This window comes from Pedobacter sp. V48 (assembly GCF_000523515.1).
GTDB lineage: Bacteria > Bacteroidota > Bacteroidia > Sphingobacteriales > Sphingobacteriaceae > Pedobacter.
Window position 1 is genome coordinate 308,172 of sequence record NZ_AWRU01000006.1, and the last position, 18,422, is coordinate 326,593.

Annotated in this window: 12 protein-coding genes; 6 read left to right on the forward strand and 6 right to left on the reverse strand. The window is 39.9% G+C overall.

The window, feature by feature from the left end; genetic code table 11:
* Nucleotides 1–37 precede the first annotated feature (37 nt).
* From N824_RS06615 to N824_RS06640, 6 genes are all read left to right on the forward strand, one after another.
* Nucleotides 38–1,300 (forward strand): TolC family protein, encoded by a 1,263-nt coding sequence (locus N824_RS06615; protein WP_048904344.1) that lies wholly within the window; start codon nt 38–40, stop codon nt 1,298–1,300.
* The gene (locus N824_RS06620; protein WP_200869826.1) at nt 1,288–2,256 is read left to right on the forward strand and encodes an efflux RND transporter periplasmic adaptor subunit; all 969 of its coding nucleotides are present in this window, start codon (nt 1,288–1,290) and stop codon (nt 2,254–2,256) included. Before N824_RS06615 ends, N824_RS06620 begins: the two co-directional genes overlap by 13 nt.
* Entirely contained in the window at nt 2,253–5,276 is a 3,024-nt protein-coding gene (locus tag N824_RS06625) for an efflux RND transporter permease subunit (protein ID WP_048904346.1), read from the forward strand. The genes N824_RS06620 and N824_RS06625 overlap by 4 nt, the downstream gene beginning before the upstream one ends.
* A 44-nt stretch (nt 5,277–5,320) precedes the next feature.
* Nucleotides 5,321–5,998, forward strand: coding sequence for a response regulator transcription factor (locus N824_RS06630; RefSeq protein WP_048904347.1), 678 nt, complete (start codon nt 5,321–5,323; stop codon nt 5,996–5,998).
* Nucleotides 5,995–7,248, forward strand: a complete 1,254-nt coding sequence (locus tag N824_RS06635; protein ID WP_048904348.1) for a HAMP domain-containing sensor histidine kinase — start codon at nt 5,995–5,997, stop codon at nt 7,246–7,248. Before N824_RS06630 ends, N824_RS06635 begins: the two co-directional genes overlap by 4 nt.
* A gap of 67 nt (nt 7,249–7,315) precedes the next feature.
* A complete protein-coding gene (locus N824_RS06640) occupies nt 7,316–8,068 on the forward strand; it encodes a phosphatase PAP2 family protein (protein ID WP_048904349.1) in 753 nt (250 codons plus the stop codon).
* Between the two features lie 117 nt (nt 8,069–8,185).
* On the opposite strand, the gene N824_RS06645 is transcribed toward N824_RS06640, so the two are convergent.
* The 6 genes from N824_RS06645 to N824_RS06670 all read right to left on the reverse strand — a co-directional run bounded on the left by N824_RS06645 (nt 8,186) and on the right by N824_RS06670 (nt 18,212).
* A complete protein-coding gene (locus N824_RS06645; protein WP_048904350.1) occupies nt 8,186–9,487 on the reverse strand; it encodes a DUF5690 family protein in 1,302 nt (433 codons plus the stop codon).
* 32 nt (nt 9,488–9,519) lie between these two features.
* The gene (locus N824_RS06650) at nt 9,520–10,680 is read right to left on the reverse strand and encodes a TIGR03364 family FAD-dependent oxidoreductase (RefSeq protein ID WP_048904351.1); all 1,161 of its coding nucleotides are present in this window, start codon (nt 10,678–10,680) and stop codon (nt 9,520–9,522) included.
* A gap of 2 nt (nt 10,681–10,682) precedes the next feature.
* Nucleotides 10,683–12,131, reverse strand: a complete 1,449-nt coding sequence (gene phnY / locus N824_RS06655) for a phosphonoacetaldehyde dehydrogenase (protein ID WP_048904352.1) — start codon at nt 12,129–12,131, stop codon at nt 10,683–10,685.
* A gap of 35 nt (nt 12,132–12,166) precedes the next feature.
* The gene (gene phnA, locus N824_RS06660; RefSeq protein ID WP_048904353.1) at nt 12,167–13,408 is read right to left on the reverse strand and encodes a phosphonoacetate hydrolase; all 1,242 of its coding nucleotides are present in this window, start codon (nt 13,406–13,408) and stop codon (nt 12,167–12,169) included.
* 134 nt (nt 13,409–13,542) lie between these two features.
* Complete coding sequence (locus N824_RS06665) at nt 13,543–15,033, reverse strand: SusD/RagB family nutrient-binding outer membrane lipoprotein (protein ID WP_048904354.1); 1,491 nt, start codon at nt 15,031–15,033, stop codon at nt 13,543–13,545.
* Between the two features lie 11 nt (nt 15,034–15,044).
* On the reverse strand, nt 15,045–18,212 hold the full coding sequence (locus N824_RS06670; RefSeq protein ID WP_084498215.1) for a SusC/RagA family TonB-linked outer membrane protein: 3,168 nt from the start codon (nt 18,210–18,212) through the stop codon (nt 15,045–15,047).
* Nucleotides 18,213–18,422 lie beyond the last annotated feature (210 nt).

Here is an 18,422-nt window from a genome sequence, read left to right on the forward strand (position 1 = left end):
TTATATCATATTCATACAGTGAAAAATCTGGTTGTAAATGATAAAAGGCATAAGGAAAATATCTTCGATCTTGCTATTAACACTCTTAAGTCACAGCGGAAGTATATTCTTATGTCAGGCCCAGTATAGGAAAGTAGATGATTACATTCAAAAAGCATTGATCAATAGTCCTTTGCTCAAAGATTTTAAGAATCAACTGCTTTCTGATAAAATGGACAGTGCCATATTAAGAGCCGGATACAGGCCTCAGGTTACGGCCAGTTCTACAGGAACTTATGCGCCTGTTATTAACGGTTATGGTTATGATAATGCACTTAGTAATGGCAAAACATTCGATGCGCTGATCACTGCAAACCAGAATATTATCGGTAAAAGTAGACGAGATATTCAGTTAGAGGGAATTGTATTGCATGCTGATTCTATAAATGCGGCTTCAAATATCTCCCGGCAAGACATTAGAAAATCTATCACCGAACAATACATCGCAACCTATACGGATCAGCAGCAAAGAGATTTTTACCTTGAAGTTTATCAGCTCCTGCAAAAAGAAGAAAAGGCGTTAAAAGTACTTGCTCAAAAGAGTGTGTACAAACAAGCAGATTACCTTGCGTTTCTGGTTACCCTGCAGCAGCAGGAATTGCAGCTCAGCCAAACCAGCATCCAGTTAAAGAATGATTTTGCGCGTTTAAATTATTTGAGTGGCATTGTAGATACTACTGTTATAGCATTGGAAGAGCCCGTACTAACAGCCACACCGCTTACCGGATTAAGTAACAGTATTTTTATCCAAGGCTATAAAATAGATAGCTTAAAGCTGCTGAATGATAAAAAGCAGATTGATCTGAATTACAAACCGCAGGCAAGTGTTTATATAAATGGAGGCTACAATTCATCCTTCATTCTACAGCCTTATAAAAATTTTGGAACAAGTGTAGGTTTTAGTGTTTCTGTACCTATTTATGATGGTGGTCAGCGTAAAATGAAGCATACACAGTTCCAAATACAGGAAAACACGAGGCAGGGTTATCTGCAATTTTTTACCCGCCAGTATCAACAGCAGGTTAATCAGCTTGTTCAACAACTACAAGGTACTCAGGAGCTGCAGGCTAAAATTACCAGGCAAATTAAATTCACTGAGGGCCTGATAAATGTAGACAGCAAATTGCTGCAAACAGGCGACATCACTATCGCAGATTATGTAATAGCCATAAATAATTACCTCAATACCCAATATATGCTTCGGCAGGTTAATGTATTCAGGCTTCAGCTAATTAATCAACTAAACTATTGGAACAATTAGTAAACAAAAAGATGAGCAGCAAGCCATATTATAAAGCAACATTGGGTTTAGCTTCAATTTTCTTGATTCTGGGCGCATGCAACTCAGGCACTACACCGGGCAACAGGGCGTTGGAGAAAACACCAGAGCCGAAAACTCCGGTAAGTGTTACCCGTATAAGCAATGTACCATTAAGTGACTACATTGAATTGAACGCAACAGCGACATTTCAACAGAAAGGGATAATAAAGGCCAGCTCAAATGGCTATGTGCAAGCTGTAAATGTAAAAAAAGGTGACTATGTGAAAGGGGGACAAACCTTATTTACGGTGATTACCAAAGAGGCCAGAAGCATAGGGAATGCCATTAATAACCTTGATCCTAGTTTTAAGTTTACCGGCCTAACCCGAATTACCGCAAATACAGCTGGTTTCGCAGGAGAGGTAAGTCACCAAAAAGGCGACTATGTACAGGAAGGGGAACAGTTGGCCGTAATCACTAACCTAAATAGTTTTGTTTTTCTTATGGATCTGCCTTATGAGCTAACAGGGATCATTAAAAATCAAAAAACATTAGAGGTAACCCTGCCTGATGGACAAAAACTAGCTGGAAAACTGGGGCCTGCCATTCCTTTGGTCGATTCAATCTCGCAAACTCAAAGGGTCATCATTCAGGTAAAAACACAACGGTTAATTCCAGAGGGGCTTATTGCTAAGGTAAAATTAATCCGATCAGAATCGCCAAATCCAATTGCTTTGCCCAAAGAATCCATTCTTGCTAATGAAACACAGGATGAATTTTGGGTAATGAAGCTAATTAATGATACTGTGGCAGTAAAAATAACTATTCAGAAGGGGATAGAAACAGGAAATTACATTGAAATAAAATCTCCCTTATTTAAACCTGATGAAAGGTTCGTTCTTACTGGTAATTACGGATTACCTGATACGGCTAAAATTATTATCAACCACAAATGAAGAATTTCTTTCTGACTCATAGAAACCCAATTATAATAATTCTGGCCATAATCATTTTTGGGGGTGTTATTGCTTATGAGAATCTAAAGACTTCACTTTTTCCGGAGATTACATTTCCTAAAATAAAGATAATTGCTGATGCCGGCCTTCAGCCTGTAGAAAGGATGATGGTAACAGTTACCAGGCCTCTTGAAAATGCTGTTAAGCAAGTGCCTGGACTAAAGTTGGTAAGAAGCACTACAAGTAGAGGCAGTTGCGAAATATCTGCTTTTATGAACTGGAATACAGATATTGATTTAAGTCAGCAACGCATAGAATCCAGAATCAATCAGATCAGGAACGCACTGCCTCCTGATATCAACATATCTGTTGAGAAAATGAACCCTTCCATATTACCGGTAATGGGTTATACGCTCGAAAGTCATAGTAAGTCTCCAATTGAACTTCGTCAAATAGCCACTTATACCATCAAACCTTTCCTTTCTCAGGTCGAGGGAGTCGCCGAAGTACGCGTGAGCGGCGGAAAGGCCAAGGAGTACTGGATTGAGCTGGATAAAAATAAAATGAGTTCGCTCAACCTTACCCCTCAACAGGTAAATAATGCTTTAAGTCAAACCAATTTCATCCGCTCAAACGGATATCTTTCGGACTATAAACTATTGTACTTAACCATTACAGATGCGGCGGTAACAACCAAGTCAGATTTGGAAGATGTTGTTGTTAGCAATAACGGACATAGGGTTCTTCAAATTAAAGATATCGCAAGGGTGAGCATAGAGGAAGGGGTAGAGTACACCAAAATCAATGCAAATGGTCATGATGCTGTATTGATTGCAGTTATCAAACAGCCCGAAGCCAATCTGATTACCCTTACTCAGGAAATGGAGAAAAAGATTAAGCTTTTACAAGGCATTTTACCTGCGGGAGTAAGTGTAAAGCCTTATTATATACAGGCTGATTTTGTTAATGATTCTGTGAAAAGTGTAACCGATAGCCTATGGATAGGCTTAGGTCTTGCAATTATTGTTGCAGTCGTCTTTTTGAGGTCATTAAGGGCTAGTAGTACCATTCTGATTACCATTCCACTCACGCTTTGTTTAGCGGTAATGGTATTGTATGGCATTGGTTATACCCTAAATATAATGACTCTTGGGGCTATTGCTGCTGCAATAGGTTTGATTATAGATGATGCAATTGTTGTAGTAGAGCAAATTCATCGGACGCACGAAGAATATCCGGATCTGGAAAGCGATGATCTGGTACATAAAGCGATTGGGTATCTTTTTCAGGCGATGCTGGGCTCTTCACTTAGTACGATAGTTATTTTTATTCCTTTCTTATTGATGACAGGGGTAGCAGGTGCCTATTTTAAAGTGATGACAAATACCATGATCATCACTTTGGTTTGCTCCTTTTTTGTTACTTGGATCTGTTTGCCTGTAGTATACCTGCTTTTAGGTAAAAAGGTAAAACCTTTCAAAAGAAAACAAACCGAAGTCCATACTGTAAGAAATCAGGTATGGGTAATGTGGTTTATCAAAAAACCGATGTTTAGTTTTGGAGCTGTAGTGCTATTTATTCTAGCTATTATACTCGTATTACCAAAACTCCAAACAGGATTTCTACCTGAAATGGATGAAGGTAGTATTGTGCTCGATTATAAGTCTCCACCGGGAACCTCTCTTCAGGAAACTGACAGGATGTTGAAAGAAGTAGAGCAAATCATTATAAAAATCCCCGATGTAGAAACTTATTCCAGAAGAACAGGTACTCAAATGGGCTTCTTTATTACAGAACCAAATAATGGAGACTACCTTATTCAGCTTAAAAAAGAGCGCAGCAGAACAACGGAAGAGGTCATCAGCGAAATCCGTAATAAGATAACTGCTACCCAGCCCTCACTTGAAATAGATTTCGGACAAGTAATTGGTGATATGCTGGGCGATCTTATGAGCTCAACTCAGCCAGTAGAGATTAAAATCTTTGGAGATGATCACTTAAAGCTTACTGCCCTTTCAAAAGCTGTCGCTGCTATTGTCTCCAAAGTTAGTGGTGCTGCGGATGTATTTGATGGTGTTGTCATAGCAGGGCCATCTATTAATGTCAAACCCATATATAGCCAGCTTGCTCAATATGGCATTAGCGTAGCCGATTTTCAGTATCAATTGCAAATGGCTTTAGAAGGAAACCCTGCTGGCACTGTTCTCGAAAAAGAGCAACTCTCAACCATCAGGCTTGTTTACCCAGCCAGCAGAAAATATAATGTAGAAGGAATTAAATCAATGCAGCTGTTCTTGCCCAATGGTAAGTTGGTGCCAATCACTAATCTGGCGATTATTGATATAAATACTGGAGATGCCGAGATTGAGCGCGAAAACCTGCAGGCAATGGGTGTAGTTACAGCACGTCTTGAAAACCGGGATCTTGGAACCACAATTCAGGATATTAAGCGACAGGTCTCAAACAGTATTCATTTGCCTTCGGGCTATCATCTTGAATATGGTGGGGCCTATGCCGAACAGCAGCAATCTTTTAAAGAACTATTCATGATCCTGGTTTCTTCAAGTTTGCTTGTATTTGCTGTTATTTTATTTCTGTTTAAAGATTTTAAAATTGCTGCTCTTATATTATTTATAGCCGTTTTGGGTATTTCGGGAAGTTATTTGGCTTTGTTTTTAACCAATACTGCGCTAAACGTGGGGAGCTATACTGGCTTAATCATGATCATAGGCATAATAGGCGAAAATGCAATTTTTACCTTCCTGCAGTTTAAAGAATCCTGTAAGGAAAATAATGTTCAGGAAGCTATTGTTTATGCCATTTCTACAAGGCTACGCCCAAAATTAATGACGGCTCTTGGAGCAATAATTGCACTGATGCCTCTTGCATTGGGTATTGGAGCCGGCGCGCAACTCCATCAACCATTAGCAATAGCTGTTATCGGTGGTTTTGTTGCTGCTATGCCCTTGCTGCTTATCGTTTTGCCGAGCATGATAAACTTACTCTATAAAGACCATTAACTGCCTTATTAATTTACTACATTTAATTTTTTAACATCTCCAAAATGAAAATACTATTGATAGAAGATGAAAGTTCATTGCGCGAAAGTATTATCACTTATTTTACTGATGAAGGTAATATTTGTGAAACAGCAGTAGACTATAAATCGGCAATAGAGAAAGTCAACATCTATAATTATGATTGTATTCTTTTAGATCTAACCCTACCGGGAGGTGATGGGATGGAGATTCTGCGGGGCATTAAAAAGATAAAGAAAAAAGATGGTGTACTTATCATTTCTGCAAGGCATTCGCTTGACGATAAGCTTGATGGATTGAACCTCGGCGCTGATGATTACCTGGTAAAGCCTTTCCATCTTTCTGAGCTTAAAGCAAGGGTAACAGCAATAGTGCGCAGAAAAAGTTATGATGGCAGTAACATTATCACTTTTAATGAAATACATATTGACACCCAGGCGATGAGTGTAAAAATAGGAGATAATGCGCTAACCCTTACCCGTAAGGAGTACGATCTGCTTGTTTATTTTATTGCCAATCATAGCAAGGTAATTACCAAAAGTGCAATAGCAGAACATTTGTGGGGAGATGAAATGGATCTTTCCGATCATTTCGATTTCATTTATACTCATATTAAAAACTTAAGGAAAAAGCTGATTGAAGCCGGGTGTAAAGATTACATCAAATCTATGTATGGTGTTGGCTACAAATTCGAAAATATATGAAACTGGCTGCAAAATATAACAGAGTTACCTTAATTGCCTCTATTATTGTGCTCATATTTACAGGCGTTATCTATTATGCTGTAATTCATTATATCCTAACGGGTCAGTTGGACAGGGATTTGGCTATTGAAGAAGATGAAATAACTGCCTATGTAAAAACGTATGGTAAATTGCCGCAAGCTGGCAGTTTTAAAGAGCAAAAGGTAAGCTATAGCCTTATTGAGGCTAATCGTAACGTTGAACGCAGGTACTTCAACAATGATTATTTTAACGAATCAGAACAAAAGGTTGAGCCAGGAAGAAGCCTCATTTATACAGTACAAGTAAATGGGAAACGGCATTCTGTTACGGTGACAAAATCAAGAGTAGAGTCTGAAGATCTGGTCAGAATAATATTTTTAATAACCCTTAGCGTAACTATTTTGCTTCTAATCACCCTGTTGTTGATCAATAGGTTTATTCTCAATAACATATGGAAGCCTTTTTATGGAATACTGCTACAGATGAAAGCCTTTAATCTGGCAGATAAAAATGATATCAGAATAGAGTCAACCAAAATCGATGAGTTTACCGAGCTAAATGCTGCAGTGATAACCATGTCTTTAAGGGTTAAGCAAGATTATAGGGAGTTGAAGAGTTTTACAGACAATGCATCTCATGAAATGATGACTCCTTTGGCTGTAATCAACTCGAAACTCGATACACTGATCCAAACAGAAACATTCAGTGATTCACAAGGCGAACTCATAGAAGATATTTATGTTGCGGTGGGCAAGTTATCCCGACTTAACCAGTCCTTGCTGATGCTTGCGAAAATAGAGAATAACCTGATTGGAGATCAGGAAACAATTGAACTGGATAACTTAATCAGGCAAAAAACAAGGCAATTTCAGGAACTGCTTCAGTTGCATAACATAAACCTTAAAACAGAGCTAGCCAACAAGCAAATTAACATGAATAAGCATCTTGCCGATATGTTGATCAATAATCTGCTTAGTAATGCCATCCGTCATAACTATAAAGATGGAGAAATCTCTATTCAATTAAATGATAGCCAACTTATTGTTAGTAATACCAGCTCGGACACCGCGCTGATTGCCGATAAGGTTTTTGAAAGATTCTATAAAAATGCAGCCTCAGAAGGAATGGGACTGGGCCTTGCGATATCTAATCAAATTTGTAACTTATATCATTTTAAGTTAAATTATGCGTACCAAAATTTACGGCACTTTTTTACGGTGAGTTTTTAGAAGGAGAACTTCAGAGTTACTCCAAATTTGGTGGTTAGTTTTGGTTAAGAATTTAATAAATAAGAAGATGTTTAAGATGAGGTATGGCTTTTTAATTGTCCTTTGTTTACCTTTTTGCAGTTTCGCGCAGTACACCGGTCCAACAGACTCGCTGACTCAAAAAAAGAATACTTTCAAAGTCGCACCTTTTATTATTCCTGCGGTGTTTCTTGCATACGGAGCAATGGGAGGTGGTAATAATTTTGTGCACGATCTGGATGTAAGTACCCGTAATGAATTACAGGAAGATCATCCTTTCTTTTCCGTACATGCCGATAATTTTATGCAATATGCTCCCGCAGCGGCTGTTTATGCTTTAAATTTATCGGGTGTAAAAGGACGACATAATCTTGCAGATGCTACAGGTATTTATGCAATATCTTTTGGCTTAATGAAAGCGTCTACACTTATTGTTAAATCTAGTACCGATAGACTTCGCCCTGATGGTAGTACCAACAACTCATTCCCTTCGGGGCATACCGCAACATCATTTGCGGCAGCAGAGTTTTTAAAACAGGAATATAAAGATGTATCGCCTTGGATAGGGTATGCCGGATATGCCGTTGCCGGTGCTACAGGTGTTTTTAGATTATACAACAACAGGCATTGGGTTAGTGATGTGGTAGCAGGAGCAGGCTTCGGTATTTTGTCAACGAAAATAAGTTACCTGGTATACCCACATTTAAAAAAGCTGATCATGGGTAAGCAAGCTTCTAACTTTAATGTGGTGCCCATGTACCAGAACAAGGCTTACGGCTTCTCTTTATCTGGGCAGTTTTAAATAAGCTGTCTTCATCTCGAGAACAGTAGAGACCTCTTGACTATGAATTAGCTATTACGCAATTTGCATAACCAAGAGATCACTCGGTTCCTAGGAATGAGGAGTTGTGTTCCAGTTTTAAACCTTTCTGTCTAATACCCCGGTAATCGGACCTTTAATGCCAATTTTACGGTTAAAAAATATAGAAACCATAACCAATAGGATCAGGCAAATCACGGTAAGTGCATAGCTGAACCGAATCAATACCTTGCACCAGCTTAAATCCTTCATGAAAAATTCCTTGTAAAGCAGTAAGAATACACTGCCCAGGTATCCTGCCGAGTCACAGATGTAAACAAAAAATCCCGCGTTGGCCTTAATCTTAAATAAAGCAATCATCCTGTCGAACAGCACTACCTGAATAGGGGTATAAGCTAAAAACATTCCCATTCCTACCAGTAACATCCACCAAAAAGGACTTATCAGGTGCAGTTGGAAAAACAGGGTACTACCACCACTAAGTACAAGGCCAAGGGCAATCAGATATTGGGTAGCCCAAAAACCGCGTATGTTGTTGCGTATCATCGAAAGACTCCCTATGGCAATTAAAACGATAATTCCCGAAATCGTTTCTGTTAATGATAATACACCCTTATCCCAATGACTATCTATTTCATTCCAGATCTCGACAGAAAAATTATCCCTAAAATCCCTCATGGTGGTGAGCATCATATAGATCAAACCGATGCCAAAAATCGCGAAGCCAAATTCTGCCATCACCGAGCGTTTATCCTCAGCGTTCATCGGTAAACGTTCAACACGTAATAGCTTGTCCGTTTCAGTGGGTTCGGGAATCACCGAAAGCATCCAGACAAAAGTGAGAAACAGCGGTAAGAAAAGTATGCCTATCAATGCAGGCATCCAGAATTCTGAGACCAGAGGCACCCACTCATGTACGGTAAAATAGATTGTTTTGATCATCCCTGATGAAAAGATCAGGCTAATGCTTAATCCCATGGCCAGTGTTTCCGTAAAGCGCCTGCCTTCCAGATAACTAAACACAATTCCCCAAACCATTCCGAGTGGAAGGCCATTTAGAAACAGAAAAAAGAAATTGTAGGGCTGCGGTACTGCTCCGAAAAGAAGGAGTGCCACCTCCGCAAAAAGAATAAGGAAAATGATTAGTTTTTTTCTCCCCGATGCCTTAAGTTCCGAAATTACCTTTATGCCCATAACCTTAGAAAGCATATAGCCCATAAGCTGCGCAATTATTAAGATCGCTTTGTAATCAAGATCCCAAAGTGTTATCCCTGTATAGGTTCCATTGGTAAAGGGTTTTCTAAAAGCATACATGCAAAAGTAAGTGCCAAAAGCGGCAAGCATACACCAGATAATAAAGAAGAGTTTCGAGTTGGCCAGTAAATGGTTTATTCGCTTCATAAGGATTGATCGTAGAGTTTATCTGAGCCTGCCTAGTTGTAAATCTTTTTTATACTTGCCTCTGCATATCCGGCCGAGGACGTCATGCCCTTGCCTCCAATAGCAGTTCGGATATGTATCCGGTCTTCAAGATCATATTCCACAATATGCTTGCTGTCATGCTGAGGGTAAAAACCAGCCCAGGTCGATGCTATTTTACGTACATCAAAGTTTACAATCTCTTGTGCTGCGGTTAACATCAGTTCGTTAATGTGGCTGTTAATGCCAAAACCAAGATCATCTGTATGGTTTACGTCTGCATATTCATGAGAATCGCCAATTATAATTGACCCGTCTACTGCTTTCTTAAACAGGATATGAATTCCCCATTTATGGCATTCTTTATAATGTTCAGGAGTAGAAATTCCGGAGAACGATGGACATTCCTGAAATGATTCATACCTGCGGATAGACAACCCTGTTAAGATATTTCCTTCCAGTTGTACCTCAGGCATTGGTACAGTTTTCATCATCTGAAGTTTGCTTAGTATGATCCCGCTTTGTTTAAACAGGTCTGCAAACAGCAGTTTAAACTCCCCTCCATTGCAAATGATAGCCTTTTCTGCAGTAAAAGTCTGCCGTGCAGCAGTGGTAATTTCAACATGATCACCTGCCACAACGCAATCTAAAACTGCTGTTGAAGGCATGTAAGTAAGTTTAGGATATTTAGCAACAGCATATTCAATTAACCGGTAAATCAGCTTGTTTGGTTCTATACTTACTTCTTGTGGAAAGAACAGCCCACCTTTACAGTATTCTCTTTTTAATGAAGGCCATTTCGCTAAACAATCATCGACAGATAACATATCAGCCTCATAATCTATGGCGTCCATCCTGTCTTTTAGCTCGTGCAGTAATTGGGTTTCATCGTCATCAGAAGAAAGATAGACAGTGCCGTTGTTCCGAACACTGATGTCGGCTTCCTGCTGAATTTCCTGATACAGTTCGGTTGATCTTCTGGCGTAGTCAAACCAATCAGACGACATACCAGATACTACTGCCTGTCCAAAATTCCGTACCGTAGCATTTACAGGATATTGATCCTTTTCTGTAAGCAGTACTGTCTTACCTAACCTCAAAGCATGTAACGCGTGAAAAGTACCCAGTATACCTGAGCCCACCACTATTAAATCATATTGAATATTCTTTGTCATAATTACCAGGGCATTGAAAATGTTTTTACATAAGAGAAGCACTTAATGGCCTCAATTACTCCTTCTTTTATACCTAAACCCGAATCCTTAATTCCTCCAAACGGAGAGTTTTCTATGCGGTATCCGGGTACTTCATTAATATTTACTGTACCTACTTTAAGTTCCTTTACAAAACGGATGGCATGCTCCATGTTTGTGGTCACCACTCCTGATGACAAGCCGAAGGCAGTAGAATTTGAAAGTTCAATTGCATCGGCTATATCTTTGAAAGTTAAAATAGGAGCAAGGGGGCCGAAAGATTCCTGTACTACCATTTGAGCGTCTCTTGGTACATTGGTAATTACGGTTGGCTCCAATAAGGCACCGGTACGTTTACCACCAAGCAGAACTTTTGCACCCTGAGCAACTGCTTTGTTTACAACATCCTCCAGGTACATGGCCGATTGCTCATCAATAACTGTCCCAACTCTGGTTGCCGGACTAGAAGGATTGCCACAGGTGTATCCTTTAGCTTTTTCGACAAAACGTTTGGTGAATTCTTCAGATATGCTTTCGTGCACCAGAATTCGTTTTACTGCGGTGCAGCGCTGACCTGAGTTTCTAAATGATCCTTCAGCGGCCAGTTCTACGGCCAATTCAAGGTCGGCATCTTCAAGAACGATCAGTGGGTCATTTCCGCCGAGCTCCAGAATTACCTTTTTGTAGCCGGCCGTTTTGGCGATCAGTTTACCCACAGCAACGCTCCCGGTAAAAGAAACCACATCAATCCTTGGATCTTGTACCAGTATTTCTGAAACCACTTTGGTGTCCCCTAAAAGCACACTTAACATATACGGAGGTAAGCCCGCTTCATACAATAACTCCACAAAGCGAATGGCCGTTAAAGGTGTTTTTTCTGATGGCTTTAAAATTACCGGAGTTCCGGCTGCAAGGGCAGGAGCAATCTTGTGTGCAACCTGATTTAGCGGGTGATTAAAAGGGGTGATGGCTACCGCCAGTTTTAGGGGCTCGTAAGTCGTAAATATTTTGCGTTGTTTGCCGTTGGGCGATATGTCGCATGAATAGATTTGTCCATTATCCTTAAGGCATTCAATAGCGGCAAACAGCAGCACATCATGCGCCCTTCCAATTTCATAAGTGCTTTCAGAGATACAAAGGCCAGATTCGGAAGTGATCAGTTGTGCAAATTCTTCCTTTCTTTCTAAAAGCAATGTTCTGGCTTTGTCAAGCACAGTGTATCTTTCAAAACGGGTCATCGCAACACCACCTTTAAGGGCGGTTTCAATAGCATTATTGGTGTCATTTAAGTCAGCTGTTTCCACAGTTCCTACCAGTTCGCCATTGTAAGGATTGTGTACAGCCAATTGATTGCCTGACAAAACAGGCTTGCCGGCAACTAGTGATGCCAGTTTTAAAATATTGCGCGCGTTATTAATATCTTCTTCTTTCATTTTACTGCTATAAATTCAACTGTAAGTACGTGTATTTAGTGGGTTCCGTTAACGGTGAAATCGAACACATCGAAATTGCGGGGATCGCCCTGTGTTTTCATTTTGTAGGTCGTATTTAGCGGATGAGAAACAACCAGTGGAACCATTTCTTCGTACCTGCCGCCATGTGAGCGCAGTGTGCCATCTAGTGCTTTTAAATCATGGTGAGCTGCGGTTTTACCAACAACCACATCGCGGGCCGACAATACAAACAGATCTCCTGTTCTGTCGGCAGGTTGCTCCAATATGCGGCATCCAGTTTCTTTGTCGTATACCTCGGTAATTCCCGGTTGTACAGCAAGCCAGTTTTTTACTTCGTTAACCTTCAATGTGTCTTCCATATGCACGGCCACATAAGAACCCAAAGCGCCATGGTGTTTTACATAAGGATCAGTAATTGGGCAAATCACCCTAAAGCCACTGCCAAATTTCTCGGTAAGCATGGTTTCAATAAACAATACGTTAGGCGTGCCATCGGCTTTAACTTTTGCATTCATGCCATGATCTGCTGTGGCACCAATAACAGCACCAAGCTCAAGCATTTTTCCTAGTTCAACATCCTGTGCTTCATAAAATGCCAATGATTCTTCAGTATCAGGTGCATAAGTATGCTGCATATAATCAGTTAAGGATAAGTATAAGAAATCGGCCATTCCGTTCTGTATTAATGCAACCCCGGCACGCAATACAAATAAACTGGCTTCAGCACTGTAAATAGCAGGGGTTTTGTGACCAATAACCTGCTCTGCATTTTCAATACCATGGGTATCCAGTTTTACCTGGTCTGCTTTTTCTGCTGAAAAAGCGATGCCATTTAGTTTATAAGAAAGGATGTCGCGCAGTTTTTCCTTTGCAGTAACCACTGCAACCTTACGGCCAGCATTTGCAGCTGCGGCAAGTAACGTTTCGGCTCTAAGGTATTCCGATGAATTCATCATCACTTCCTGATCCTTTGCCGTATCATAAAAGAAGTTACCACAAATACCATGTACTGCAGGGCTAACACCTGTAACTATGGATGAGTTATTTACATTGGTAAATGATGGCAATGCTCCACGCACCATGCCTCTGTAGCCTTGTAAGGCCATTTTTTTGAGGTTAGGCATTCGATCGTGAGCCATAGTAGTATCCAGATATTCATCTGCAGAACCATCCATGCAAATTACCACAATAGGTTTTGCCGGTGGTGTATACGTTTTACCATTAACTGAAAAGGGCTGAGTTGATATATTATTCATTATTACGTTGTTTTTATTGTTTTTATCTGTTTTTCAAGGCGTTGTTTGGGTTGCTGTTTAAATGGTTGTATTGGTTTATATAAAATTAGTGAAAAGAGCCGCTTTTAAACGGCCCTTCATCAACTAACCAACCATTATTTTAACAACCACATTATTTGGTCTCTGTCATCTACTTCTGTCCCAAATTGTGACCTTAGCGCTGCTCGGTAATGCTCTCTATTGTCCGTATCTTCCGCAGTAGGGTATGCCCATCGAACCGGAATTTTGGTGACACTATTTTCAGTTGAGAATTTATATGTAGGTACTCCTGTTCTACGGGTCATAAAGAATGATTCCCAGCCCGAGTTTTCTGCAAGGGCCAAATACATTTGTTCATGTATTCTTTTTAAACCGGCAGCACCTAACAGATATGGAGCGTTGTTTGCCAAATAAGTAGCGGCTACACTGCCATCCACACCATAAAACTCCATTGATGCTTTTATGCCATTGTCGTAATGGGTTTTTGCCCCAGCACCTATCCAGCCCAAATGTGCGGCTTCGGCAATGTTTAATTCTTGTTCAGAATAGCCAATTAAAATAGATGGCTGTCCTATAAAATTCCAAAAGCGCCTCTCGTTAGGATAAGATATTTCTCCATTCAGCTTTCGGGAAACATTCGTTGCCCCGCTTGCAGAGATATCAGCGCCGACATAGGAGTTGAAATCTTCTCTTACTGCTGTTTCGTTTGTTGGATTTGCAGCCAATGCTTTAGGTGTTGGATCTGCTACTTTTTGTAAACGAGGATCCATATAAGCTTTCAGCAAGTTTACATAAGTATCAACCAAAACCACACTTACTCTATAAACTGCTGCATTTGGATTGTAATTTCCTCGAAAACCATCTTCATCTCTATGAGTAATCTGCATATTGTCAGTCAGACCATTCATTAGTGGGTATTGGGCTGGGTTGGTGATGATCGCTGAAAAACGATCTTTTATCTTTAGATCCGCGTCATCTGCTTTTTTACTAAGAGATATCAATACTCTTATGGTATAAGCATTTATTGCTTTTTGCCAGCTCTTTAAATCGCCGTTATAGTAGAAATCGCCGGCTATTTTTTCTCCTGGATGTGTGCTGATATACGCACCTAATTCATTGTTGGCCTCTGTTAGCCAGTTCAGGCATTGAATATATACCGACTTCTGTGTATCGTATTTTGGCTGTGGTATCTCAGCCCCTTTCATGGCTTCTGAGAGAGGGATGTCTCCAAGCCTTGTTGTCATTTCTACGTAGTTATAAGCCCGCAGAAACTTGGCCATAATACTGTAAACTGGTGCATTTGTTGTTGCCGCTTCCTTTTCCATCTTGTCAATGTTACGAAGTGTGGAATAGCTAAATGTTCCACTGCCAAAACGGTAACTTACTGCCGAGGCATTATCAACAGCCGACCAAAGGTGGTACTGGGCATTTATGTATTCATCAGAAAAAGACGATACGGGTGTCGGTATAACTGCTGTAAACAGTAGACTTGGTGGAACCTTATTTGGATTGTTAGGGTTGTCCCTTAGGTCGTCGAAATTCTTACAGCCACTTGTCAGGCTTATGATTATCAATACTACTATTGATTTTGCTATATAATTTTTCATCATCAAAAGTTTTAGAAATTAAAGTTTAAATTGAAACCATATGTCCGCTGTGCCGGATGCTGTAGAGCAGTATCTCCTGTGCTCAACGTATAGGTATCCATGTCGCCATAGGTCTTATCCTTGGTCCAGTACAGCAGGTTTCTGCCTACAAGTGATAATGATGCTTTTTTGATAAAGCGTTGTTTTAAGAACTTGGCCGGTAAGCTATAGGTTAATGTCAGCTCTCTCAGTTTAACAAAAGTTTTTTCGATAACATTATTTTCCCAGGCACCTTTATAGCTACCTGCCCAGTTTTGATAATCTACTTTATAAGTGCTGGCCTCAAATTTTCTGGTGTCTGTCAAAACTTTTCCTTCCGGATCATAAGTAATCTCTCCGCTTACTATTTTTACACCTGGTATTTGCATGGTTTTAGGATCCCCACCATTTGCATACGCGATGTTCGAAAGTTCCCTTTCAGGATGTATTGCATCCGGGTGTGAGCCTGATCTCCATAGATCCCTTTCATAACTATCGTAAGTTATCCCGCCAAATCTGCCATCCACTAAAAAGTTAAGTGAAAAATCTTTGTAGGTAAATGTATTACCCATGCTCAATGTAAAATTGGCTTGTGTGTTTCCTACCAAGCGCACTACATCTGTTCTTCTTGGCAAGCCATTAGGCTGAATAACTAATTGACCATCCGGAGATCTTTCCCATTCATTATACCAGTAATCATCTAATCGTGCACCTACCTTAGTTCTTCCTTCCTGAGTTTGAGGGGAGCCGTCAGGTAGGGGCGGTAATGAGGTCAGATAATTTTTTCCCATGTCAAAGTTTACAAGCGTTGACCAGGTGAAATTGTCTGTTCTAACAGGTATAGCGTTTATAGAAACTTCGGTTCCTCTTCTTTGGGTGGTTCTTCCGTTTAATTGAATTCCGGTATATCCAGAGGTTTCAGAAAAGCGTTGTGTAAAGATCTGCGGGCCATAATTATTTTCATAATAAGAGAATTCAAAGCCGAACCTGTTATTAAAGAAGCGTGCTTCTGCTCCGTATTCATAGGTCTTGTTGAATTCAGGTGAAATATCAGGATTGTCCAGTATATTTGGATATGTTGCTGTTGGCAAATTACGATACCGGCTTCCGGTAGTATAAGCATTGGTAGCATTATAAAATTGATAAGTACCGCCGCTGATGTCATAATCGCCGCCCACTTTAGCATATGAAGCCCTGAGCTTTAAAAAACTGATGGCCTTAGGAAAGGTGAAAACATCTGTCAGCACTGTGCTGAGTGAAAGCGATGGATAAAAGAAAGTGCTATTTTTCTTAGGTAGTGTAGATGAATTGTCAACCCGGCCGGTAAATCCAAAGAAAACCCAATTTTTATAGGCTAAATCAACTGATCCATAGCCGCTGTATACACCTTTTTTATACTTTGAGCTGGTTGGTGTAACCTGATCAACAGAATTGCTTAATTTATAGATTCCAGGTACTACCAATTGCGTAGTAGAAGCATCGTAGAAATCTGCATTGTGAAAGCGTTGATTTGCACCAAGGGTAGCTTCTACACTAAAGTCTTTGTTAAAAAAATTGTCCGAGTAGCTAAGTAAAAAGTCAGTGTTAGATTCCGCTATCTTGTCGTGGCTATAACGATAACGACCGCCGCGGTCACCAATATCATAGTTGTAAATACTTACGGCTATTTTCTCCTCGTCAGTTAATGAATATGTATTTAATGTGGTTCTAATGAACGCATTAAGCTTGCTGTTTATGTTGAAGTTTAGTTTTAAGTTTCCAAGTATGTCGTTCTTTTCATAAGGTTTTTGCCATGCATAAGCTAAGGCGTAAGGGTTATTGTATCTCCAGTTCTCCACGAAGTATTGCTGAACTTCCTCTTTGCCCGGTACCCAGTAATTCTTAAAGTCTCTTACATCAAAATGAGCACCTCCCCAAATAGCAAGGTTGTAAATGATCGATGTTGGCCCGTATACGGCCCGTAAGCGATTGTTTGAGTTTTGGTAGTCATATTGTAATGAGCCCTCAAGACTAATTAATTTAGATATTTTAAATTCGCCACGTAAACGGGTAATGTTAATATTTAATTTAGACCCTGGTTGAGAAGCTTTTGAATACTTGTAGGTGTTAGAGATTACAAAGTTTCCGTGCTCGCCCTGATTTTGTACTGAGAAATTATTTGAGGTTACTATTCCGGTTTCCATGAAATTACCAAGATTATCAGTTGATCTGGCAACCCATGGGGTAGGAATTCTTTTACCTGTTTTAGGGTCAATTGGCGAATCATATTGAGCAATTAATCTGCCATCAAACTTTGGTCCCCAGATGGAATAATCGAAATCATTTGTACCACCGCCACCTGCGGCTCCTGTACCAAACGAGTATTGTCCGGCATTTCCTGGACCATACTGACTTTGTGCTTTGGGAATACGGATAAAATCGCCCTGAAAGGTTGTAGAGGAATTGATAGAAACTGTTGTGCCTTTATCTATTGATTTTCCGGATTTTAATGTGATCTGAATTGCACCATTGATTCCGCGGGAACCATAAAGCGCCGAGGCGGCTGCAGATTTTAGTACAGTAACGTTTTCTATGTCGTCCGAACTTATATTCCACATATCGGTATCATTCGGAACCCCGTCAACAACCAGTAGCGGTTTGCGGCCTCTTAAATAAATACCAGGATCAGAGAAAAAGTCGCCACCATTGTTGGTAATGGTTAGGCCGGCTACCTTTCCTGTAAGCGACTCCAGCACATTCGGTGCAATCGCCTTTTGTAAAGATTCCCCCTTCACCTCTTGTACAGCATAACCAACCCGCTTTTTCTCCTTTTTAATTCCGAGAGCGGTTACAACTACTTCATCTAAAGCACTCTGGTCAGGATCAAGCTTTACGTTTACTGAGTTTTGCGAACCAATATTAACTTCTTTTGGTGCATAGCCAATGAAGCTAATTACAAGAATGGTGTTTGAGGGCGCAGAAATGCTAAACTTACCCTCAGTGTTTGTAGTCGTTCCACTTTTATTGCCTTTAATCTTTACAGAAGCTCCAGCCAGTGGCAGGTTGTTCTCATCAACTACAGAACCTGTAATTGTACTTTGAGCGTAGGTAACGCCAAAAGTTAAAAGCCACATCACTATCGTGAGCAGGCTTGTCTTTTTTAATAAGTAACAAATTTTCATGTTTTAAAAGTTTAGTTTGGCTATACTATTGTTTAGTGTTTATACAAATGTAAATACTTTATATAAACAATATGTTAAGAAATGCTAAACTTTTAAATATATAATTTTAGGCAAAAAATTATATAAAAGTTACTACTTATGTCATTTATTGTATTTAAACGATATATTCCAAGATAAATAGTTCACAATAGCTTAAATACACTGATTTTG

Bases quoted from the DNA above. Each gene is read 5' to 3' on its own strand.
- N824_RS06615 (WP_048904344.1), top strand. From the start codon at position 38: ATGATAAAAGGCATAAGGAAAATATCTTCGATCTTGCTATTAACACTC.
- N824_RS06625 (WP_048904346.1), top strand. From the start codon at position 2,253: ATGAAGAATTTCTTTCTGACTCATAGAAACCCAATTATAATAATTCTG.
- N824_RS06630 (WP_048904347.1), top strand. From the start codon at position 5,321: ATGAAAATACTATTGATAGAAGATGAAAGTTCATTGCGCGAAAGTATT.
- N824_RS06635 (WP_048904348.1), top strand. From the start codon at position 5,995: ATGAAACTGGCTGCAAAATATAACAGAGTTACCTTAATTGCCTCTATT.
- N824_RS06640 (WP_048904349.1), top strand. From the start codon at position 7,316: ATGTTTAAGATGAGGTATGGCTTTTTAATTGTCCTTTGTTTACCTTTT.
- N824_RS06645 (WP_048904350.1), bottom strand. From the start codon at position 9,487: ATGAAGCGAATAAACCATTTACTGGCCAACTCGAAACTCTTCTTTATT.
- N824_RS06650 (WP_048904351.1), bottom strand. From the start codon at position 10,680: ATGACAAAGAATATTCAATATGATTTAATAGTGGTGGGCTCAGGTATA.
- phnY (WP_048904352.1), bottom strand. From the start codon at position 12,131: ATGAAAGAAGAAGATATTAATAACGCGCGCAATATTTTAAAACTGGCA.
- phnA (WP_048904353.1), bottom strand. From the start codon at position 13,408: ATGAATAATATATCAACTCAGCCCTTTTCAGTTAATGGTAAAACGTAT.
- N824_RS06665 (WP_048904354.1), bottom strand. From the start codon at position 15,033: ATGAAAAATTATATAGCAAAATCAATAGTAGTATTGATAATCATAAGC.
- N824_RS06670 (WP_084498215.1), bottom strand. From the start codon at position 18,212: ATGAAAATTTGTTACTTATTAAAAAAGACAAGCCTGCTCACGATAGTG.